Annotated in this window: 14 protein-coding genes; 9 read left to right on the forward strand and 5 right to left on the reverse strand. The window is 64.3% G+C overall.

All coding sequences use genetic code 11. The annotated features are described in order from the left end of the window. Positions 1 to 183 precede the first annotated feature (183 nt). From BMI88_RS05835 to BMI88_RS05845, 3 genes are all read left to right on the forward strand, one after another. Positions 184 to 1,194 carry a TRAP transporter substrate-binding protein gene (locus tag BMI88_RS05835; protein ID WP_078546777.1) on the forward strand — a complete coding sequence of 337 codons (1,011 nt, stop codon included), beginning with the start codon at positions 184 to 186 and terminating at the stop codon, positions 1,192 to 1,194. Between the two features lie 114 nt (positions 1,195 to 1,308). Further along, complete coding sequence (locus BMI88_RS05840) at positions 1,309 to 1,992, forward strand: TRAP transporter small permease (RefSeq protein ID WP_078546779.1); 684 nt, start codon at positions 1,309 to 1,311, stop codon at positions 1,990 to 1,992. Positions 1,993 to 1,995: 3 nt separating this feature from the next. Beyond that, the gene (locus tag BMI88_RS05845; RefSeq protein ID WP_078519319.1) at positions 1,996 to 3,384 is read left to right on the forward strand and encodes a TRAP transporter large permease subunit; all 1,389 of its coding nucleotides are present in this window, start codon (positions 1,996 to 1,998) and stop codon (positions 3,382 to 3,384) included. Between the two features lie 321 nt (positions 3,385 to 3,705). Here the strand turns inward: BMI88_RS05845 and BMI88_RS05850 are convergent, their stop codons facing one another. The 3 genes from BMI88_RS05850 to BMI88_RS05860 form a co-directional block, all read right to left on the reverse strand. Then, complete coding sequence (locus BMI88_RS05850) at positions 3,706 to 4,251, reverse strand: polymer-forming cytoskeletal protein (RefSeq protein WP_078546781.1); 546 nt, start codon at positions 4,249 to 4,251, stop codon at positions 3,706 to 3,708. Next, positions 4,241 to 5,557 carry a M23 family metallopeptidase gene (locus BMI88_RS05855; protein ID WP_078519317.1) on the reverse strand — a complete coding sequence of 439 codons (1,317 nt, stop codon included), beginning with the start codon at positions 5,555 to 5,557 and terminating at the stop codon, positions 4,241 to 4,243. Before BMI88_RS05855 ends, BMI88_RS05850 begins: the two co-directional genes overlap by 11 nt. Before the next feature lie 364 nt (positions 5,558 to 5,921). After that, positions 5,922 to 6,425, reverse strand: a complete 504-nt coding sequence (locus tag BMI88_RS05860) for a peroxiredoxin (protein ID WP_078546783.1) — start codon at positions 6,423 to 6,425, stop codon at positions 5,922 to 5,924. Positions 6,426 to 6,670: 245 nt separating this feature from the next. Here BMI88_RS05860 and BMI88_RS05865 point away from each other — a divergent pair, with 245 nt between their 5' ends. From BMI88_RS05865 to lpdA, 5 genes are all read left to right on the forward strand, one after another. Continuing rightward, positions 6,671 to 10,000, forward strand: a complete 3,330-nt coding sequence (locus BMI88_RS05865) for an AsmA-like C-terminal region-containing protein (protein WP_168173948.1) — start codon at positions 6,671 to 6,673, stop codon at positions 9,998 to 10,000. Positions 10,001 to 10,008: 8 nt separating this feature from the next. Next, positions 10,009 to 11,070: a tRNA preQ1(34) S-adenosylmethionine ribosyltransferase-isomerase QueA gene (queA, locus tag BMI88_RS05870; protein ID WP_078546787.1), complete on the forward strand. Its 1,062-nt coding sequence runs from the start codon at positions 10,009 to 10,011 to the stop codon at positions 11,068 to 11,070. A gap of 88 nt (positions 11,071 to 11,158) precedes the next feature. After that, complete coding sequence (locus BMI88_RS05875; protein WP_078546789.1) at positions 11,159 to 12,466, forward strand: MFS transporter; 1,308 nt, start codon at positions 11,159 to 11,161, stop codon at positions 12,464 to 12,466. 87 nt (positions 12,467 to 12,553) lie between these two features. Beyond that, positions 12,554 to 13,138 carry a DUF924 family protein gene (locus BMI88_RS05880; protein ID WP_078546791.1) on the forward strand — a complete coding sequence of 195 codons (585 nt, stop codon included), beginning with the start codon at positions 12,554 to 12,556 and terminating at the stop codon, positions 13,136 to 13,138. Between the two features lie 36 nt (positions 13,139 to 13,174). Then, a complete protein-coding gene (gene lpdA, locus BMI88_RS05885) occupies positions 13,175 to 14,569 on the forward strand; it encodes a dihydrolipoyl dehydrogenase (protein ID WP_078546793.1) in 1,395 nt (464 codons plus the stop codon). Between the two features lie 219 nt (positions 14,570 to 14,788). On the opposite strand, the gene htpX is transcribed toward lpdA, so the two are convergent. Continuing rightward, positions 14,789 to 15,730: a zinc metalloprotease HtpX gene (gene htpX / locus BMI88_RS05890; protein WP_078547306.1), complete on the reverse strand. Its 942-nt coding sequence runs from the start codon at positions 15,728 to 15,730 to the stop codon at positions 14,789 to 14,791. 131 nt (positions 15,731 to 15,861) lie between these two features. Further along, positions 15,862 to 16,230, reverse strand: a complete 369-nt coding sequence (locus BMI88_RS05895) for a rhodanese-like domain-containing protein (protein ID WP_078546795.1) — start codon at positions 16,228 to 16,230, stop codon at positions 15,862 to 15,864. A gap of 288 nt (positions 16,231 to 16,518) precedes the next feature. On the opposite strand from BMI88_RS05895, the gene uvrA reads away from it, so the two are divergent. Beyond that, positions 16,519 to 19,380, forward strand: a complete 2,862-nt coding sequence (gene uvrA / locus BMI88_RS05900; RefSeq protein WP_078546797.1) for an excinuclease ABC subunit UvrA — start codon at positions 16,519 to 16,521, stop codon at positions 19,378 to 19,380. The last annotated feature ends 14 nt before the right edge of the window (positions 19,381 to 19,394 follow it).

Raw genomic sequence — 19,394 nt, forward strand, 5'->3', positions numbered from 1 at the left:
GTGCGGGATTTCGCACACACCTCCGCGCGTCCTAATGCGGCGTTCCTTCTAAGATTCTGATTTTTTTCATATAATCCCTTCATCACAAGAGTTTCACGAAACAGTTGATCGGATCTCTCGGCGGCTTTCTGCTGACCCCAATGCCGGGGAGGACCGGCGTGACATGAATTCCGGGAGGACATTATGAAGAAATTTACCGCCGCCGTTTCGGCGCTCGCTCTCATGGCTTCGGCCTCGGTCGCAATGGCCGATCCGACGGGCTGCGACGAAGGCGAGATGGTCATCAAGTTCAGCCACGTCACCAACACCGACAAGCATCCGAAAGGGATCGCGGCGGCCCTGTTCGCCAAGCGCGTGAACGAGCAGATGGACGGCAAGGCCTGCGTTGAGGTCTACCCGAACTCGACCCTCTACAACGATGATCAGGTGCTCGAGGCGATGCTGCAGGGCGACGTGCAGATGGCCGCGCCGAGCCTCTCGAAATTCGAGACCTTCACCAAGAAATACCGCATCTTCGATCTGCCCTTCATGTTCAAGAACATGGCCGCCGTCGACGAATTCCAGAATTCCGACATCGGCCAGAACATGAAAGAGGCGATGGTGCGTCGCGGTCTGCTGGGCCTCGATTTCTGGCATAACGGCCTCAAGCAGTTCTCGGCCAACAAGCCGCTGCTGGTGCCGGGCGACGCCAAGGGTCTGAAGTTCCGCGTGCAGCCCTCCGACGTGCTGATCGCGCAGATGGAAGCGCTCGACGCCTCGCCGCAGCCGATGGCCTTCTCGGAAGTCTACGGCGCGCTGCAGACCGGCGTTGTCGACGGGCAGGAGAACACCTGGTCGAACATCTACGGTCAGAAGTTCTACGAAGTTCAGGACGGCATCACCGAGACCAACCACGGTCTGCTCGACTACATGGTCGTGACCTCGGTCGATTGGTGGGACAGCCTCGACCCGGCGATGCGCGATCAGATCAAGTCGATCCTCGACGAGGTCACCAAAGAGCGTAACGCCGCGATCAATCAGGTGAACGAGGAAAACCGTCAGGCGATCCTCGATGCCGGCGCGACGATCCGCGAACTGACGCCCGAGCAGCGCCAGCAATGGGTCGATGCGATGAAACCGGTCTGGGACCAGTTCAAGGATGACGTCGGTCAGGAAAACATCGACGCAGCGCAGGCGATCAACGCCAAGCACTGATCCGGAACGGACGGGCGACAGCCCCCACCTGTCGCCCGATCTCACGGTGCGCGCGGCCCCCTACATCACCCGCGCGCGCCCCTTTCACCTCTCGACCTGAGGCAGGAGTGAGCCATGAGCCAGCGCTATGAGCCGCGCAACGGGTTTTCGCGGGCGATCCACAATCTGGAGGAGACGCTGATCGCGTTGATCCTCGGCACGATGACAGTGATCACCTTCGTCAATGTCGTGCTGCGCTACGTCTTCAACTCCTCGCTGATCTGGGGGCTGGAGACGACGTTGATCCTCTTCGCCTGGCTGGTTCTGCTGGGCATGAGCTACGCGGTGAAAGTGACCGCGCATCTCGGCGTCGACGCGATCATCAACATGCTGCGCCCGGGACCGCGTAAGGCCATGAGCCTCGTCGCGGCGGGCCTGTGCATTCTCTACGCGGTGCTGCTGCTGAAAGGCGCATGGGATTACTGGGCGCCCTTCGCCGGCTTCGAGCAGACCTCGGGCCGCTGGTTCCCGACGGGCTTTCAGGACACCCGCGACCGCGCCTTCTACGAGACGGATCAGGTGCCGATCGCGCATTGGCTCGCCGTCTGGCTGGGGGATCGGTTCAACATGGGCGAGGCCTATGACAAGCTGCCGCGCTTCATCCCTTACCTGATCCTGCCGATCGGCGTGACGCTTCTGCTGATCCGCTTCGTGCAGGCGGCAATCGGGGTTGCCGTGGGCAAGCGTTCGGCGCTGATCGTGAGCCACGAAGCCGAAGACCAAGTGGCCGACGTGGCCCATATCAACAAGGGTGACTGAGGCATGGATATCCTGTTCCTTTTCGTGATGGTGATCGGCTTCATGCTGATCGGCGTGCCGATCGCGGTCTCTCTGGGTCTCGCGTCGACGCTGTTTCTGCTGATCTTCTCGGACGCCTCGCTCGCCTCCATCGCGCAGTCGCTCTATGACGCGATGGACAACCACGCGACGCTGCTGGCGATCCCGTTCTTCATCCTCGCCTCGAGCTTCATGTCGACGGGCGGCGTGGCGCAGCGCATCATCCGCTTCGCCATCGCCGTAGTGGGCCACCTGCCGGGCGGTCTGGCCATCGCGGGCGTCTTCGCCTGTATGCTGTTTGCGGCGCTCTCGGGCTCGTCGCCCGCGACCGTGGTCGCCATCGGCTCCATCGTCATCGCGGCGATGCGGCAGGTGGGCTACTCGAAGGATTTCGCCGCCGGCGTGATCTGTAACGCGGGCACCTTGGGCATTCTGATCCCGCCGTCGATCGTGATGGTGGTCTATGCCTCGGCGACCGACGTGTCGGTGGGCCGGATGTTCCTCGCGGGCGTCATTCCGGGCCTGATGGCCGGCGTGATGCTGATGGCGACGATTCTGTTCTTCGCGATCAAGCGCAACCTGCCGAAAGGCGAGTGGCAAGGCTGGGGCGAAGTCGCCGCAAGCTTCGTCGACGCGTTCTGGGGTCTGATGCTGATCGCGATCATCATGGTCGGCCTCTACGGCATCCCCGGCATCACCGGGGGCATCTTTACCCCCACCGAGGCCGCTGCCGTCGCCGCCGTCTATGCGTGGTTCGTTGCGAACTTCATCTATCGCGACATGGGCCCGCTCGATGAGGGCGAGCAGAAAACTTCGCTTCTGAAGAAGCCGCAGGCAATCTTCACCGCGATCTGGCACAAGGGCACGCGCGACACGCTGTTCGAGGCGGGCAAGCTGACGATCACGCTGATGTTCATCATCGCCAACGCGCTGATCCTCAAGCACGTGCTGACCGACGAGCAGATCCCGCAGAAGATCACCGAGGCCCTCCTCGGCGCAGGCCTGGGCAAGATCATGTTCCTCGTGATCGTCAACATCATCCTGCTGATCGGCGGTCAGTTCATGGAGCCCTCGGGCCTGATCCTGATCGTCGCGCCGCTGGTGTTCCCGATCGCGATCGAGCTGGGCGTCGATCCGATCCATCTCGGCATCATCATGGTGGTGAACATGGAGATCGGGATGATCACGCCACCGGTGGGTTTGAACCTCTTCGTGACCTCCGGCGTGGCGGGGATGCCGATCATGCGGGTCGTGAAAGCGGCCGCGCCCTTCCTCGCCGTGCTCTTTGTCTTCCTGATCCTTGTCACCTATGTGCCATTCCTGTCGACTTGGCTGCCGACGATGGCGATGGGGCCGGAGACGGTCGTGAAATAAACCGCGCGGGGCAGGGGCCGAACCCGGTCTCATGCCCCGCCATTCTGACCTGGCGCGCCCGTGGCACCCCCACGCGGCGCGCTTTTCTATGGGGGCAGGTCTAGGGGGGGCTCTGCCCCCCGCGCTGCGCGCGCCCCCCGGGATATTTCCGCCAAGCCGAAAGAATATCCCGTGTTTTCGGCTTGGCGGAAATATCCCGGGGTGAATTCGCGCATGCGAAGAGGGGCAGCGCCCCTTTTGCCCGCCTCGGGACATGGCACCGGCGCAAAATAAAAGGGCGACCCGATCGGCCGCCCCTCCTGCTCTGGCTATCGCCTGATTTTATTTCTGTTCCGACCCCGAAGGCGCCGGCGCTGCGGCGGCGGTCTCGGAGGCCGGGGGCGCGAGTTTCCGCGTGCCCTGACCGGTTTGCAGCGGGTCGTCCTGACGCTGCACCGAACCTTCGAAATGCGCACCGCTCTCGATTGCGATGGTCTTGTGGATGATGTCGCCTTCGACGCGTGCGGTCGAGGTCAGGCGCACCTTCAGGCCGCGCACACGGCCCACGACGCGGCCATTGACCACGACGTCGTCTGCCATGATCTCACCCTTGATCGTGGCGCTTTCGCCGACGGTCAGCAGATGGGCGCGGATGTCGCCTTCGACGGTGCCTTCGATCTGGATGTCGCCGGTCGTCTTGACGTTGCCGGTGATGGTCAGGTCCGAGGAGAGAACCGAGGGCGCGGGCTTCGAGCGCGGCGCCGCGCTCGGCGTGTAGTCGCTCGAGCTGGACGTCGGGCGGCTCGGAGCGGTCGAGCTCTCACCGGTTTTGGGCTTGTCGCCGTCGGCCTTGGGGCCCGGTTCATGGATTTTCGATTTAGAAAACATTCTTACCAGCCTTGATGAAGGTCATCGGGTTAATTGGCTTGCCTCCGAGCCGGATCTCGTAGTGCAGATGCGGTCCCGTGGAGTGTCCGGTATTGCCCATATCAGCAATCCACTCGCCTTGCGACACTTTTTGCCCGACTTTCACGTGGAATTTGTTGAGGTGGCCGTAGCGGGTGGTGATGCCGAACTCGTGGCGGATCTTGACGATATTGCCGTAGCCGCGTTCGCGCTCGGCGGCGATCACGACGCCATCGGCAGGAGCATAGACCTTGGTGCCGATCGGGGCGGCCATATCGACGCCCTCATGCATCCGGCCCCAGCGCCAGCCGAAGGGCGACGAGAAGCGGAAATGCGCCTTCACGGGCATCGAGAAGGGCAGCTTGTCGACGGCGATGCGATACATGTTCATCTCGTCGAGCTTGCGCAGGATGTTCTCGGCGCGCGCGGTGTCGCCATCGAGATCGGCCGTGCCCTTGGTCGAGAGCGAGATCGGCGAGAGCGGCCCGCCGGTGCCCGAATAGCCCCGTTTGATTTCCTTGAGCACGTGATCGGGGTCCATGCCGGCCTGTTTGAAGACCTTGTCGAGCGGCTCCATCGAGATTTTCACCGCCCCTTCGAGCGTGGTGAAGATTTCGTCGTTGCGCTGTTCGAGGAGACGCTTCTGCAGCGCGATCTTGTCCATCTGCAGTTGCGCGGTCTTGGCGTCGGCATTTGCGGTGTCGCGTTCCTTCGCGGTCTCGCCGAGCGCGGTGGACAGCATGTCGACCGTCTTCTCCATGTCCTCGGCGCGGGCGATCGGCGTAGGACCCGCATCGGGGCCTTTGCCCTCGGCCTTGGCCAACGCGAGCCGGGCGGTGTCGCGCTCGTCCATGGTGCGGCGCAGGGTGGCCTGGATCACGCCGATCCCGGTCTCCAGCTCGCGCTTGCGTTCTTCCGAGGCGAGCAGCGTGGATTGCATCTTCGAAACCTGCTCGAGGGCGGTCTGGAAACGGTCCTGCGCGGCGAGGGCTTCGGCGGCGCGGGCGTCGCGCTCTTGCGAGAGCGCGTCGAGGCGGCGCTCGAAGGCGAGTTTCGCGACCTTGTCGTTCTGCTCGGCCCCGCCGGAGGAAATTCCGTCGATGAAGAGCATCGAGGTCGCGGCCATCGACCACACGAATACGCCTGCGCCGATCGCCAGTACACTCGCTTGGGTGAGGGGGCGCAGTCGGACGAACCGCGTGGCGCTGTCTGATTTCAGAAACAGCCGCTGTTCGGGCAGGATGCGCTCGAGACGGGTGTTCAGGCGGTCGAGAATGCGTCTAGGCAAGCCGGTCGGTCCTGTGTTTGTTGCGGATCAAGCGCGGCCACGGGGCCGCACGTCACTTGCGGCGGCGCACCCGTCCTGCTTGTGGATAAGTCCTCCGCCCTTGGCCAAAGGGATTACCAAGGGGGGCAGGTCCCGGCAACCTCTTTCCCCCTCGCATTTGGTCACGGTTCCCTCGCGCGCGCGGTATGAGCGGTTTTCTGCCCAAAAGAGAGGGTGGCCCGGCGGTTTCGTCCCAGCTGGTCATCTGGGCGTCACGTTGGTGTGATCCGCACTTGCCGATGGGCGCGCGCCGCACGACGCCCCCGCGGTGCGAAATCTGTCGCCCGCCGGGGTGCCATGCGGGGCGCTGCGCCCGAGGGGCGGCTCAGCCCAGGTCGCGGGCGGCTTCGAGCACCTCTTCGGCGTGGCCTTTGACTTTCACTTTCGGCCAAACCCGCGCGACGTTGCCGTCCGCGCCGATCAGGAAAGTCGCGCGAACAATGCCCCAGAAGGTTTTGCCATACATCGATTTTTCGGCCCAGACGCCATAGCTTTCGCAGGTCTCGCCACCATCATCCGAGGCGAGATAGATGCCCAGATCATGCTTGGCGCAGAAATTCTCGTGCTTCTTCAGGCTGTCTTTCGAAATGCCGATGACGACGACGCCGGCCTCGGCGAAATCCGGGGCGAGGCGGGTGAAATCCAGCGCCTCGGTGGTGCAGCCGGGCGTGTTGTCCTTGGGGTAGAAATACAGCACGACCGGACGGCCCGCAAAGGCCGACAGCGTCAGATTTCCGTCATCCGTGATCGGATTTCCGAGCGTTTCGAAGCTCTTGCCCCCCGTAGCGGGAAGGGTGAACTCCGGCGCTTTTTCGCCTGTCTCGATCATTGGGGAACCTCCTTGCAGTTTCGGGGCTTACTTTCCACGCCCGCTTGCGCGAGACTTAACCACGAGGCAGGAGACCCGGGCAAGACCGCGCGCGGTGGGCCCGGCATAAGAGACGGGGTCGGCACGCGCCGCCGCCGAGGGAGAAAAAGGCCCGATCCAACGGGCGCAAGACGAACGGTATGGAGAGACAGCGTCCCGATAGTCGCGAAACGTCCGGCGCGCCCAAAAGGGCGAGCGATGCGTCGTTGAGCGATGCCGAGACGCCCAAATCCGAAGCCGAGACCCAGCCCGGAGCAGCGCCCCCGGTGAGCCGCGGCCGCCGTGCCCGCACCGGTCTGCTTCTTGTTCTCAGTTTCCTGTTTCTTGGGGTCGTGGCTGCTGGCGCCTTTCTTGTCATCACGCATCGCGCGGTCGCCGTGCCGCAATGGATCGTCGCGCGCATCGAGACCCGCGCCAATGACGCCTTGCAAGGCCAGATGCGGGTCCGGCTGTCCGGCGGGATCGATCTTTACATCGACGATGGCATCCGTCCCCGGATCCGGCTGAACACTGTGCGGCTGGAGCGGCCCTCGGGTCTGCCGATCGCGGTCCTGCCGGAATTGCGCATGACGCTCTGGGCGGAGCCTTTGCTGCGCGGGCGGATAGAGCCGCGCTCGTTTCGGTTGCGCGGGGCGAGCCTGTCGCTGCATCGTCTGCCCGACGGCAATCTGGATCTCGATTTCGGCGGCGGCAATCGCTTCGCCAATATCGACTTGAATAACGCCTCCGATCTCATTGAGACATTTGAGAAAACCCTGGAAGTTCCGGCGCTGTCCCGGCTGCAGCAGATCAGCGCGGAAGACCTGCAAATCCGGCTGATGGACGAGCGGCTCGACCGGCTCTGGAAGGTCACCGATGGCCGCTTCAAGCTGACTCAAAGCGACAGTGAAATCTCGGTCGCGCTGGGGTTCGATTTGGGCAGCGGGCAGACGAAACCGGCGCAGGTCGCGCTGTCGATGACCACGCAGAAAGCCAGCCGTGAAGCCAGTTTCGGGGCCGCGGTGACTGCGCTTCCGGCGCGCGATCTGGCGGTTCAGGCCCCGGCGCTCGCGGCGCTCGGCGTGCTCGATGCGCCGATCTCGGGGGCGCTGCGCTCGGGGCTCAACGACAAGGGCGAACTGACCGGGATGAACGCGATGCTCGAAATCGGGCGCGGCGCGATCCGGCCCAATGAGGGCGTGAACCCGATCCCGATCGAGAACGGCAAGCTTTATCTCAACTACGATCCGAAACGGCAGCGCGTCGAGGTCTCGACGCTTTCGCTCAACAGCCGAGCGCTGCGCCTGAAGGCGGCGGGTCACACCTATCTGCGCGATCTCGAAGGCGGGGTGCCGCAGAAGATCGTCGGCCAGATCGCGATTTCCGATCTCCAGCTCGATCCGGCGGGGCTGTTCGAGAGCCCGGTGCAATTCGCGCAAGGGGCGGTCGATTTTCGGCTGAATCTCGATCCGTTCCGCATCGATATCGGCCAGCTCGAACTCAACGATCAGGGCGACACGACGATCTCGGCGCGCGGCAAGGTCAGCGCCGAGAAGGACGGCTGGAAAGTCGCGCTCGATGCCGGGATCGACCAGATCGACCAGACCAAGCTGCTCGCGCTCTGGCCGCCGGCGGTGGTGCCGAAGACCCGCGAATGGCTCGAGAAGAACGTGACCACGGGCCAGCTGCGCAATGCCCGCGTGGCGCTGCGGCTCGTGCCGGGCGCGCAGCCGAAACTGGCGCTTGGCTACGAGTTCCGGGGCGCGGATGTGCGGATCATCAAAACGCTGCCGCCCGTGCAGCAGGGCCGAGGTTTCGCCACGATCATCGACACGCGGCAGGCGCTCAAGGTCGAGGAGGGACATGTGACCGCGCCGTCGGGCGGGCGGATCGAGGTGACGGGCTCGTCGCTCATCGTGCCCGATATCCGCATCAAGCCCGCTCCGGCGAAGGTCACGCTGATGACGCGCTCGCCGATCCCGGCGGCCCTGTCGCTGCTCGATCAGCCGCCATTCGAATTCCTCAGCAAGGCGGGCATGAGCACCGATGTGGCGCAGGGCTGGGCCGAGGCGCGCTCGGTGATCCGCTTGCCGCTGAAGCCCAATGTGCCGCAGGATGAGATCGATTTCGACGTGACCGCCCGGCTGACCGAGGTGAAAAGCGACACGCTGGTTCCCGACCGGTCGCTGCGGTCCGATTTGTTGACGCTGAAGGCTGATCCCCAAGGGATGACGATCTCGGGCAAGGGCACTCTGTCCGGTGTCGGGTTCGATGCCGCCTGGACGCAGAAATTCGGGCCCGAGAACAAGGGGCGTTCTGAGGTCGCGGGCACGGTCGATGTCAGCCCCGATGGGCTCGACCGGCTGGGGATTGCGCTGCCCAACGGCATGGTGCGCGGTTCGGGTAAGGGCCGTATCGCGCTCGAGCTGCGCAAGGATCAACCGACGCGGTTCACCTTCGCGAGCGCGTTGCAGGGGATCCGCCTGTCGATCCCGGAAATCGGCTGGAGCAAAGCGCCGGGCAGTGCGGGCGATCTGAAAATGTCCGGCACGCTTGGCGCGCCGCCGCAGGTCGACAGCCTGTCGCTGAGTGCTGCGGGGCTGAAGACGCAGGGCGACATCACCTTGAACAAGGGCGGCGGGCTGAACCGGGCGCGGTTCTCGAGCCTGAGCGTCGGCAACTGGTTCACCGGCAGCGTCGATCTGATCGGTCAGGGCAAGGCGCGCCCGCCGAAAGTGAATGTCACCTCGGGCAGGCTGGACCTCGCTAAGGCGGATTTGGGCGGTGGTGCGGGTGCTAGCGCGGGCGGTGCCGGCACGGCGATCAGCGCGGCCCTCGACCGGGTGCAGATCACGGATGGCATCGCGCTGACGGGCTTCCGGGGCGATTTCAACACGCGGGGCGGTCTCTCGGGACGGTTCCAGGGGCAGTTGAACGGCAGCGCGCCGATCGACGGCACGGTGATCCCGGCCGCAGGCGGGCGCGTCTCGGTGCGCGCGCAAACCCGCGACGCAGGCCGCGCGCTGGCGGCAACCGGGATCTTCACCAAGGCCCGCGGCGGGCAGGGCACACTGGTGCTGACGCCACTGGGACAGAAAAGCTATGACGGCAAGCTCTCGGTCGCAAACCTGCGGGTGAAGGACGCGCCGGTTCTGGCCTCGCTGCTGTCCGCGGCCTCGGGCGTGGGGCTGCTGGAGCAGCTCAGCGGTGATGGCATCCTGTTCAGCTCGGTCGATGGCGCCTTCCGCTTGACGCCCAACGGGGTGAGTGTCACACGGGGCGCCGCCGTGGGGGCCTCTATGGGGGTGACGATGACGGGCAACTATTACCCGCAATCGAAGACACTGAACATGAAGGGCGTGATCTCGCCTTTCTATCTCGTGAACGGGATCGGTCAGGTCATCTCCAAGCAAGGCGAGGGGCTCTTCGGGTTCAACTACTCGCTGCGCGGAAGCTCCGATGCGCCGAAGGTCTCGATCAATCCGCTCTCGGTGCTCGCGCCGGGCGGTCTGCGCGAGTTGTTCCGGGCGGGGCCGCCCAAGGTGCTGAGCGAATAAGGCTGACGATGAAGCTAGACGATTTCGATTTCGAGCTCCCCGAGGGGTTGATTGCGACGCGGCCCGCGCGCCCGCGCGATGCGGCGCGGCTGCTGCTGGCCGAGGGCGATGCGATCCATGACCGCCATGTGCGCGACCTGATCGACATCTTCCGCCCCGGCGACCGGCTGGTGCTCAACAACACCAAGGTGATCCCGGCGCGGCTGGCGGGCACGCGGACCCGGCAAAGCGCGCAGGGCGAGGTGGTCGCAAAGGTCGAGGTGACGCTTCTGGAGCCCGCACCGGGCAGCGAATGGTCGGCGCTGGCCAAGCCGTTGCGCAAGGTGAAGGAAGGCGAGGAGATCGTCTTCTCCGACGCGCTCTCGGCCAAGGTCGAGGCGATCGAGGACGGCCAGCTGCGGCTCAGCTTCAACCTGTCGGGCGAGGATTTCGACGCGGCACTGGCTGAGGCGGGCGCGATGCCGCTGCCGCCCTATATCGCGGCGCTGCGCGCGCCCGATGACGAAGACAAACGCGACTATCAGACCGTCTTCGCACGCCATTCCGGCGCGGTCGCGGCGCCCACGGCTAGCCTGCATTTCACCCGCGAGCTGCTGGAGGCGCTGGCCGCCAAGGGCGTGGAGTTCACCGAAGTCACGCTCCATGTCGGCGCGGGCACCTTCCTGCCTGTGAAGGTCGAGGACGTCACCACCCACAAGATGCATGCCGAATGGGGCGAGGTGAGCGAACAGGCGGCGACCGAGGTCAACGCGACCAAACAGGCGGGCGGGCGCGTCATCCCCGTGGGCACCACCGCGCTGCGCCTGATCGAAAGCGCCGCGCGTGCCGAGGGTGGGGCGAAAGGCCATATCGTGCCCTTCCGCGACGCCACCGACATCTTCATCTATCCCGGCTTCGAGTTCCGCATCACCGATGCGCTGATGACGAATTTCCACCTGCCGAAATCGACGCTGCTGATGCTGGTCTCGGCTTTGATGGGCCAGGACCGTATACGCGAAATTTACGATCATGCGGTTAAGACGGGCTATCGTTTCTTCTCTTACGGCGATGCGTCGCTTCTAATTCCGTAGAGTCGCTTTCAGGGCTTGGAAATGTCTCCGCTGCGGACTAGATGCCGCGACACGACGCAATCCAAATCAGTCCCCGGGAGTCCAAGACATGTTGTTAGTGCTGCGCCAGACATGGCCGCTATTGCTGGGCATCATGCTCTTGATGGTCGGCAACGGGATGCAGGGCACGCTGCTTGGTATCCGCGGCAAGATCGAGGGTATCGACACTTTCTACATGTCGCTCGTCATGTCGGCCTATTTCGCGGGCTTCCTGTTCGGGTCGCGCATGGTGCCGGAGATGATCGCGCGCGTCGGTCACGTGCGGGTCTTCGCGGCGCTCGGCTCGCTGATCTCGGCGATTCTCGTCCTTTATGCCGCCTTTCCGAATTGGCCCTCCTGGGTGGCGTTGCGCGTGCTGATCGGCTTCTCCTTCTCGGGCGTGTATATCACGGCGGAAAGCTGGCTGAACGCGGGTTCCACCAACGAGACGCGCGGGCAGGCGCTGTCGCTCTACATGATCATGCAGATGTTCGGCATCGTGACGGCGCAGGCGCTGCTGAACGTGGGCGACCCGGCGGGCTATCTCCTCTTCGTGATCCCCTCGGTGCTGGTGTCGCTGTCCTTCACGCCGATCCTGCTCGCGGCCTCGCCTGCACCCAGCTTCGAGACGATCCAGCGCATGACCTTCAGGCGGCTCTGGGAAGCCTCGCCGCTGGGCATGGTGGGGATCTTCCTGCTGGGCGGCATCATCTCGGCGATGTTCGGCATGGCCTCGGTCTGGGGCACCGCCGAAGGGCTCAACGTGAAGCAGATTTCGGCCTTCGTGGCGGCGATCTACGTGGGCGGCCTCTTTCTGCAATATCCGATTGGCTGGGCCTCCGACCGGATGGACCGGCGCCGCGTGATCATGGGCGCGGCGCTTGTAGGTGCGGTAGTGACCTTCGCGATCTTCGCGACGAACCCGCCCTTCTGGGTGCTGCTGATCGGGGCGGCGCTGATCGGCGGTGTGGCCAACCCGCTCTATTCACTGCTGATCGCCTATACGAATGACTATCTCGATTATTCCGATATGGCGTCCGCTTCGGCGGGGCTGATGTTCATCAACGGGCTCGGTGCGGTGGCGGGGCCGCTGGTGACCGGTTGGCTCATGAGCGTCATGGGACCGGGCGGGTTCTTCCTCTATATCGGGGTGCTCTGTGCCGGGATCGCGGGCTATGCCGCGTGGCGGATGACGCGCCGCGAAGCGCCTTCGGCGGACGAGACCGGCTCCTACACGCTGCTCTCGCCGACGGCGACGGCGGTTGCGGTCGAGGCCCGTCTCGAAGTCGCTCAGGAAGAAGCGGAAGCGGAGGCCGAAGCCGAGGCAGATGCGGACGAGCCGTCCGAGGCCGACAAGCGCACCGAGACCACCGGCTGACGCAAGCCCCCTTTGCCTGCCCCTGCGCTTGCCCTACCATGATCTGAAGATCAGGCGGGGCAGGCACGGCAGGGGAGGGCCGTTACCATGGATCGCATCAACGAGATTATACGCTTCTGGCGTATCGAGGTCGGCGAGAAATACTGGTATCAGTCGAGCGAGCAGATCGACGCCGCGATCCGGCGTCGCTATGCGCCGCTCTGGCAGGTGGGCGCGCAAGGCGCGCTGAGCGAATGGGAGCGTAACGCCGAGGGCGCGCTGGCGCTTTTGCTGCTGCTCGACCAGTTCCCGCGCAACATGTTCCGCGAAGACCCGCGCGCCTTCCAGACCGACCCGATGGCGCGCCGCCATGCCGATCGCGCGATCGCCGAAGGGTTCGACCTGAAGATCGGCCCGCCGCTGCAGCAATTCTTCTACCTGCCTTTCATGCATTCCGAGGAGCTATCCGATCAGGATCGCGCCGTGTCGCTATTCGCCGAGCGATGGCGCTCGGAAGACAACCTGCGCCATGCGCGCGCGCATCGTTCAGTGATCGAACGGTTCGGGCGCTTCCCTTGGCGCAATTCCGCGCTAGATCGCGAAACGACGCCCGAGGAACAGGCATTTATGGAACAGGGCGGCTACCGCAAAGCGCTTGCGGATGCGGATGAGTTGAAGCTGTCCGTAAAATAGTTTAATGCCAAACCAGTTTCTGACCGGAGGGAAGACATGGCATCGAAAAGCTACGACATGATTGTGATCGGGGCAGGGCCGGGGGGCTATGTCAGCGCCATCCGGGGCGCACAGTTGGGCCTTAAGGTCGCGATCGTGGAGCGCGAGCATCTGGGCGGCATCTGCCTGAACTGGGGCTGTATCCCCACGAAAGCGCTCTTGCGCTCGGCCGAGGTGTTCCACCTGATGGAGCGCGCGAAGGATTTCGGTCTCAGCGCCGAGAAGTTCGGCTATGACCTCGACGCGGTGGTGAAGCGCTCGCGCGGGGTGGCAAAGCAGCTCGCTTCCGGCGTCGGCCATCTGCTGAAGAAGAACAAGGTCGATGTCGTGATGGGCGCGGCGAAGCTTGCCGGCAAGGGCAAGGTTTCGGTGAAAACCGACAAGGGTAGCGAGGAACTGACCGCCAAGAATATCGTGCTGGCCACCGGCGCGCGGGCGCGCAACCTGCCGGGGCTCGAGGCCGACGGCAAGCGCGTCTGGTCCTACAAGCACGCGCTCAACCCGCCGCACGAGCCGAAGAAGCTGCTGGTCATCGGCTCCGGCGCGATCGGCATCGAATTCGCCAGCTTCTTCAATACGCTGGGCGCCGAGACGACGGTCGTCGAGGTGATGGATCGCGTGCTGCCCGTCGAAGACGAGGAAATCTCGAAATTCGCCAAGAAGCAGTTCGAGAAGCAGGGCATGACGATCCGCGAGAAGACCACCGTGACCAAGCTCGACCGCAAGGCCGACAAGGTCATCGCGACGCTCGACAAGGGCGGCAAGACCGAGACGCTGGAGGTCGACACGGTGATCTCCGCGGTCGGTATCGTCGGCAATGTCGAGGATCTGGGCCTTGAAGAAGCGGGCGTGAAGGTCGACCGCACCCATGTCGTGACCGACGAATACTGCCGCACCGGCGTCGACGGGCTCTATGCCATCGGCGATATCGCGGGCGCACCGTGGCTCGCGCACAAGGCGAGCCATGAGGGCGTGATGGTGGCCGAGCTGATCGCGGGCAAGCACGCCCATCCGGTCAAGCCGGGCTCGATCGCGGGCTGCACCTATTGCCAGCCGCAGGTCGCCTCGGTCGGCATGACCGAAGCGAAGGCGAAAGAGGCGGGCTACGACATCAAGGTCGGCCGCTTCCCCTTCATCGGCAACGGCAAGGCGATTGCCTTGGGCGAGAGCGAAGGTCTGGTGAAGACCGTGTTCGACGCGAAGACCGGCGAATTGCTGGGCGCGCATATGGTCGGCGCGGAAGTGACCGAGCTGATCCAGGGCTATGTCGTGGGGCGTCAGCTCGAGACCACCGAGGAAGACCTGATGAACACCGTCTTCCCGCACCCGACCCTGTCGGAGATGATGCACGAGTCGGTGCTCGACGCTTACGGGCGCGCGATCCACTTCTGATCGAATGTGCCGAGAGATACGAAAGGCCGGGGGAGACCCCGGCCTTTTTGTTTTGGTGGTAAGGGACGCGCCCGAGCCTCGGGTGGGCGCTGCGCGTCGCCTGTGGCCGGGCGGTTTATCCCGCAAGCCCGCAAGTCGGATGTGCCCGCGCTGCCACCGCCAATGCGCCCTCCCGGGGGGAGGGTCGGGCGCGGCCCGGGGCTGGTCGCCCCGTGCCGGTTATGACCAAGGCCCGTTCTTGCCCTTCCGCCGCACCTTCGGCATGGAGCGCGCGCCGCTCCAATCGCCCGTGGCGGGAGCAGGGGTCGCGCGTTCCCGGCGCGCACCCGTACCGCCCGCCATCTGGCGCAGCGCGGCCACGCGGTTCTCGGTCGAGGGGTGGGTAGCGAACAGGTTATCCGCGCCATGCCCGCTCAGCGGGTTGATGATGAACATATGCGCGGTCGCGGGATTGCGCTCGGCGGCGACATTCTCGACCCGGCGCGCGCCCGCCTCGATCCGCTGCAGCGCCGAGGCCAGCCAGAGCGGATTGCCGCAGATCGCAGCGCCTTCCTTGTCGGCCGCATATTCGCGGGTGCGCGAGATCGCCATCTGCACCAGCGCCGCCGCCATCGGGGCGAGGAGCATCATCGCCAGCGTCCCCATGATCCCCATCCGCTCGCGCGAGCCGCCGAAGAACAGGGCGAAATTCGCCAGCATCGAAATAGCACCGGCGAAGCTTGCCGTCACTGTCATTATCGCGGTGTCGCGGTGCTTGATATGGGCCAGCTCGTGGGCGATTACGCCGGACAGCTCCTCGCGCGACAGGCTCTGCATCAACCCGGCGGTCACCGCGACGGCGGCATTCTCGGGGTTGCGGCCTGTGGCGAAAGCGTTGGGCTGCGGGGTGTCGATCAGGTAGACGGCGGGCATCGGCAGATCGGCATTCTTCGCCAGTTGGCCCACCAGCGCGTTCAGCCCCGCGCGGTCGCCCGGCGCCACCAGATGCGCGTTATGCATCCGCAGGACCATCTTGTCCGAATTCCACCACGAATAGACATTCATCCCGGCGGCGAAGATCAGCGCGATCACCATGCCGGTGGCGCCCCCCATCAGGTAGCCCAACCCCATGAACAGCGCCGTCATCGCCGCCATCAGCATCGCAGTCTTGGCATATCCCATCGTGATCATCTCCACGCGAAAACACTCGGTCTCGATATAGGCACGCGCCGCGCTCACGCAATTCCGCGGGGCGTGCAAAACAAAAGGGGCCCCGGCGGGACCCCTTCAAAATCATGCGATGCAGCGCGCGATCAGCGTTCGATCTCGCCGCCGCCTGCGTGCCAGTCGCCCAGACCGCCGATGTTGTAGACATGCTCGTAGCCAAGCTGGGCGAGCATCTGCGCCGCACCGGCCGAACGCGCGCCTGAGGCGCAATACAGAGCGACCGGCTTCGACGTGTCCAGCTTGGGATGCTTCTCGGGGCTCGACGGATCGGCCTTCATGCGGATCGTCGCGAGCGGGATATGCAGCGCGCCCTTGGCCTTGCCCGAGCTTTTGACTTCCATGCCCTCGCGCACGTCGACGACGGTCAGTTCGCCGGCTTTCGCCTTGGCCACGGCGTCTTTCGCCGAGATTTTTTCCACGCGGCCACCGCCGGAAGGACGAAGGAAGTTCAGCATCTCAATACCTCTTGCGTTCGCTGGACCCGAAAGATCCGTTTCCCGCCTCATGTGGCAAATGCCGGGAGGCTTTCAAGAGCATTAGCGCGGAACGGAGCGAAAATACATTCAAGAAATGGAATTTAATGCCGATCTGCCACGATTTTGATCGTGCTGCGAGGCGGGCAGGCGGCGCGCGCAAAGCGCGTGACATCCGCGCAGAGTCAAAAGTTCACATTTCGTTCGCAGATTTGGATTGGAGACTCGCACGGAAACACCTATCTAGGGCTGGTGATAAAGGGGGCGTGGATGGCTGAACTGAAGTTCATCGAAGTGCGCGGCGCGCGCGAGCACAATCTCAAGGGCGTGGATGTCGATATTCCGCGCGACCAGTTCGTGGTGATCACGGGGCTATCCGGCTCCGGGAAATCTTCGCTGGCCTTCGATACGATCTATGCCGAAGGGCAGCGCCGCTATGTCGAAAGTCTGAGCGCCTATGCGCGCCAGTTCCTCGATATGATGGGCAAACCCGACGTCGATCACATCTCGGGCCTCTCGCCCGCGATCTCGATCGAGCAGAAGACCACGTCGAAGAACCCGCGCTCCACCGTCGGCACCGTGACCGAAATCTACGACTACCTGCGTCTGCTCTACGCCCGCGCGGGCACGCCCTATTCGCCTGCCACCGGTGAGCCGATCGAGGCGCAGCAGGTGCAGGACATGGTCGATATCGTGATGCAGATGGAAGAGGGCACGCGCGGCTATCTGCTCGCCCCCATCGTGCGCGACCGCAAAGGCGAATATCGCAAGGAATTCATCGAACTGCGCAAGCAGGGCTTCCAGCGCGTAAAGGTCAATGGCGAATTCTACGAGCTGGAAGAGCCGCCGACGCTCGATAAGAAATTCCGCCACAACATCGACGTGGTCGTGGACCGTGTCGTCGTGCGCGAAGGGATGGAGACGCGGCTGGCGGACAGCTTCCGCACCGCGCTCGACCTCGCCGACGGCATCGCGATCTTCGAGAGCGCGCCCCGCGAAGGCGAGGGCGAGCCGGAACGCACGACGTTTTCGGAAAACTTCGCCTGCCCGGTTTCGGGCTTCACCATTCCCGAGATCGAGCCGCGCCTGTTCTCGTTCAACGCGCCGTTCGGGGCCTGTCCGGTCTGTGATGGCCTCGGCGTCGAGCTGTTCTTCGACGAGCGCCTGATGGTGCCCGATGTGACGCTCTCGGTGCAGGGCGGGGCGCTGGCGCCGTGGGCACGGACGAAATCGCCCTATTACACCCAGACGATCGAGGCGCTGTCGAAACATTACGGCTTCGATCCGAAAAAGCCGTGGAAGGACCTGCCGGAGAATGTGCAGGAGTTGTTCCTGCGTGGCTCGGGCGATCAGGAGATCAAGTTCCGCTTCGACGAGGGCGGCCGCGTCTACGAGGTCAGCCGCACTTTCGAGGGGATCATCCCAAATATGGAGCGCCGCTACCGCGAGACCGATAGCGCGTGGTCGCGCGAAGAGATGGAGCGCTATCAGAACAATCGCCCCTGCCACGCCTGCGGCGGCTATCGCCTGCGGCCCGAAGCGCTCGCCGTGAAGATCGGCGACAAGCATGTGGGGCATGTGGTCGAGATGTCGATCAGGGAGGCCCATGACTGGGTCGCCACCGTGCCGGGTAGCCTGTCGAACCAGAAGAACGAGATCGCGACGGCGATCCTCAAGGAAATCCGCGAGCGCCTCGGCTTCCTCGTGAATGTGGGCCTCGATTACCTGACGATGAGCCGCGCGGCAGGGACGCTGTCGGGCGGCGAGAGCCAGCGGATCAGGTTGGCGTCGCAGATCGGCTCGGGGCTGACGGGCGTGCTCTATGTGCTCGACGAGCCCTCAATCGGTCTGCACCAGCGCGACAATGATCGCCTTCTCCAGACGCTGAAAAACCTGCGCGATCAGGGCAATACTGTGATCGTGGTCGAGCATGACGAGGATGCGATCCGCCATGCCGATTACGTCTTCGATATCGGCCCCGGCGCGGGCGTCCATGGCGGTCAGGTGATCGCGCGCGGCACGCCCGACGAGATCGCCGCCGATGCGGCCTCGCTGACGGGGCAATACCTGTCCGGCAAGCGCGAGATCGCGGTGCCGACGGAACGGCGCAAGGGCAACAAGAAGAAGCTCAAGGTGGTGGGCGCGACGGGGAACAACCTCAAGAACGTCACGGCCGAGTTCCCGCTGGGCAAGTTCGTCTGCGTCACCGGCGTCTCGGGCGGGGGCAAGTCCACGCTCACCATCGAGACGCTGTTCAAGACCGCCTCGATGCGGCTCAACGGCGCGCGTCAGACGCCCGCGCCCTGCGACACGATCAAGGGGCTGGAGCATCTCGACAAGGTCATCGACATCGACCAGCGCCCCATTGGGCGCACGCCGCGCTCGAACCCGGCGACCTATACCGGGGCCTTCACCCCGATCCGCGACTGGTTCGCCGGTCTGCCCGAGGCGAAGGCGCGTGGCTACAAGCCGGGGCGCTTCTCGTTCAACGTGAAGGGCGGGCGCTGCGAGGCCTGTCAGGGCGATGGTGTGATCAAGATCGAGATGCACTTCCTGCCCGACGTCTATGTCGAATGCGAGACCTGCAAGGGCAAGCGCTACAACCGCGAGACGCTGGAGATCCAGTACAAGGGCAAGTCCATCGCGGATGTGCTCGACATGACGGTCGAGGATGCGCAGGAGTTCTTCAAGGCGGTGCCCTCGATCCGCGAGAAGATGGACGCGCTGATGGAGGTGGGCCTTGGCTACATCAAGGTCGGCCAGCAGGCCACGACCCTGTCGGGCGGCGAGGCGCAGCGGGTGAAACTGTCCAAGGAACTGTCGAAACGCGCCACAGGTCGCACTTTGTACATTCTGGACGAGCCGACGACCGGTCTGCACTTCGAAGATGTTCGAAAACTGCTAGAGGTGCTGCACAGTCTCGTGGAGCAGGGCAACACAGTCGTGGTGATCGAGCACAATCTCGACGTCATCAAGACTGCCGATCATATCATCGATATCGGTCCTGAGGGCGGCGATGGCGGCGGTGAGATCGTGGCGGTCGGCACCCCCGAGCAGGTGGCCGAAAATCCGCGCAGCCATACCGGCCATTACCTCGCGCAGATGCTGGGAGTGAAGGTCGCGGCGGAGTGATCCGCCGCGGTCGG

Source organism: Thioclava sp. F36-6 (assembly GCF_002020305.1).
Classification (GTDB): Bacteria; Pseudomonadota; Alphaproteobacteria; order Rhodobacterales; family Rhodobacteraceae; genus Thioclava; species Thioclava sediminum.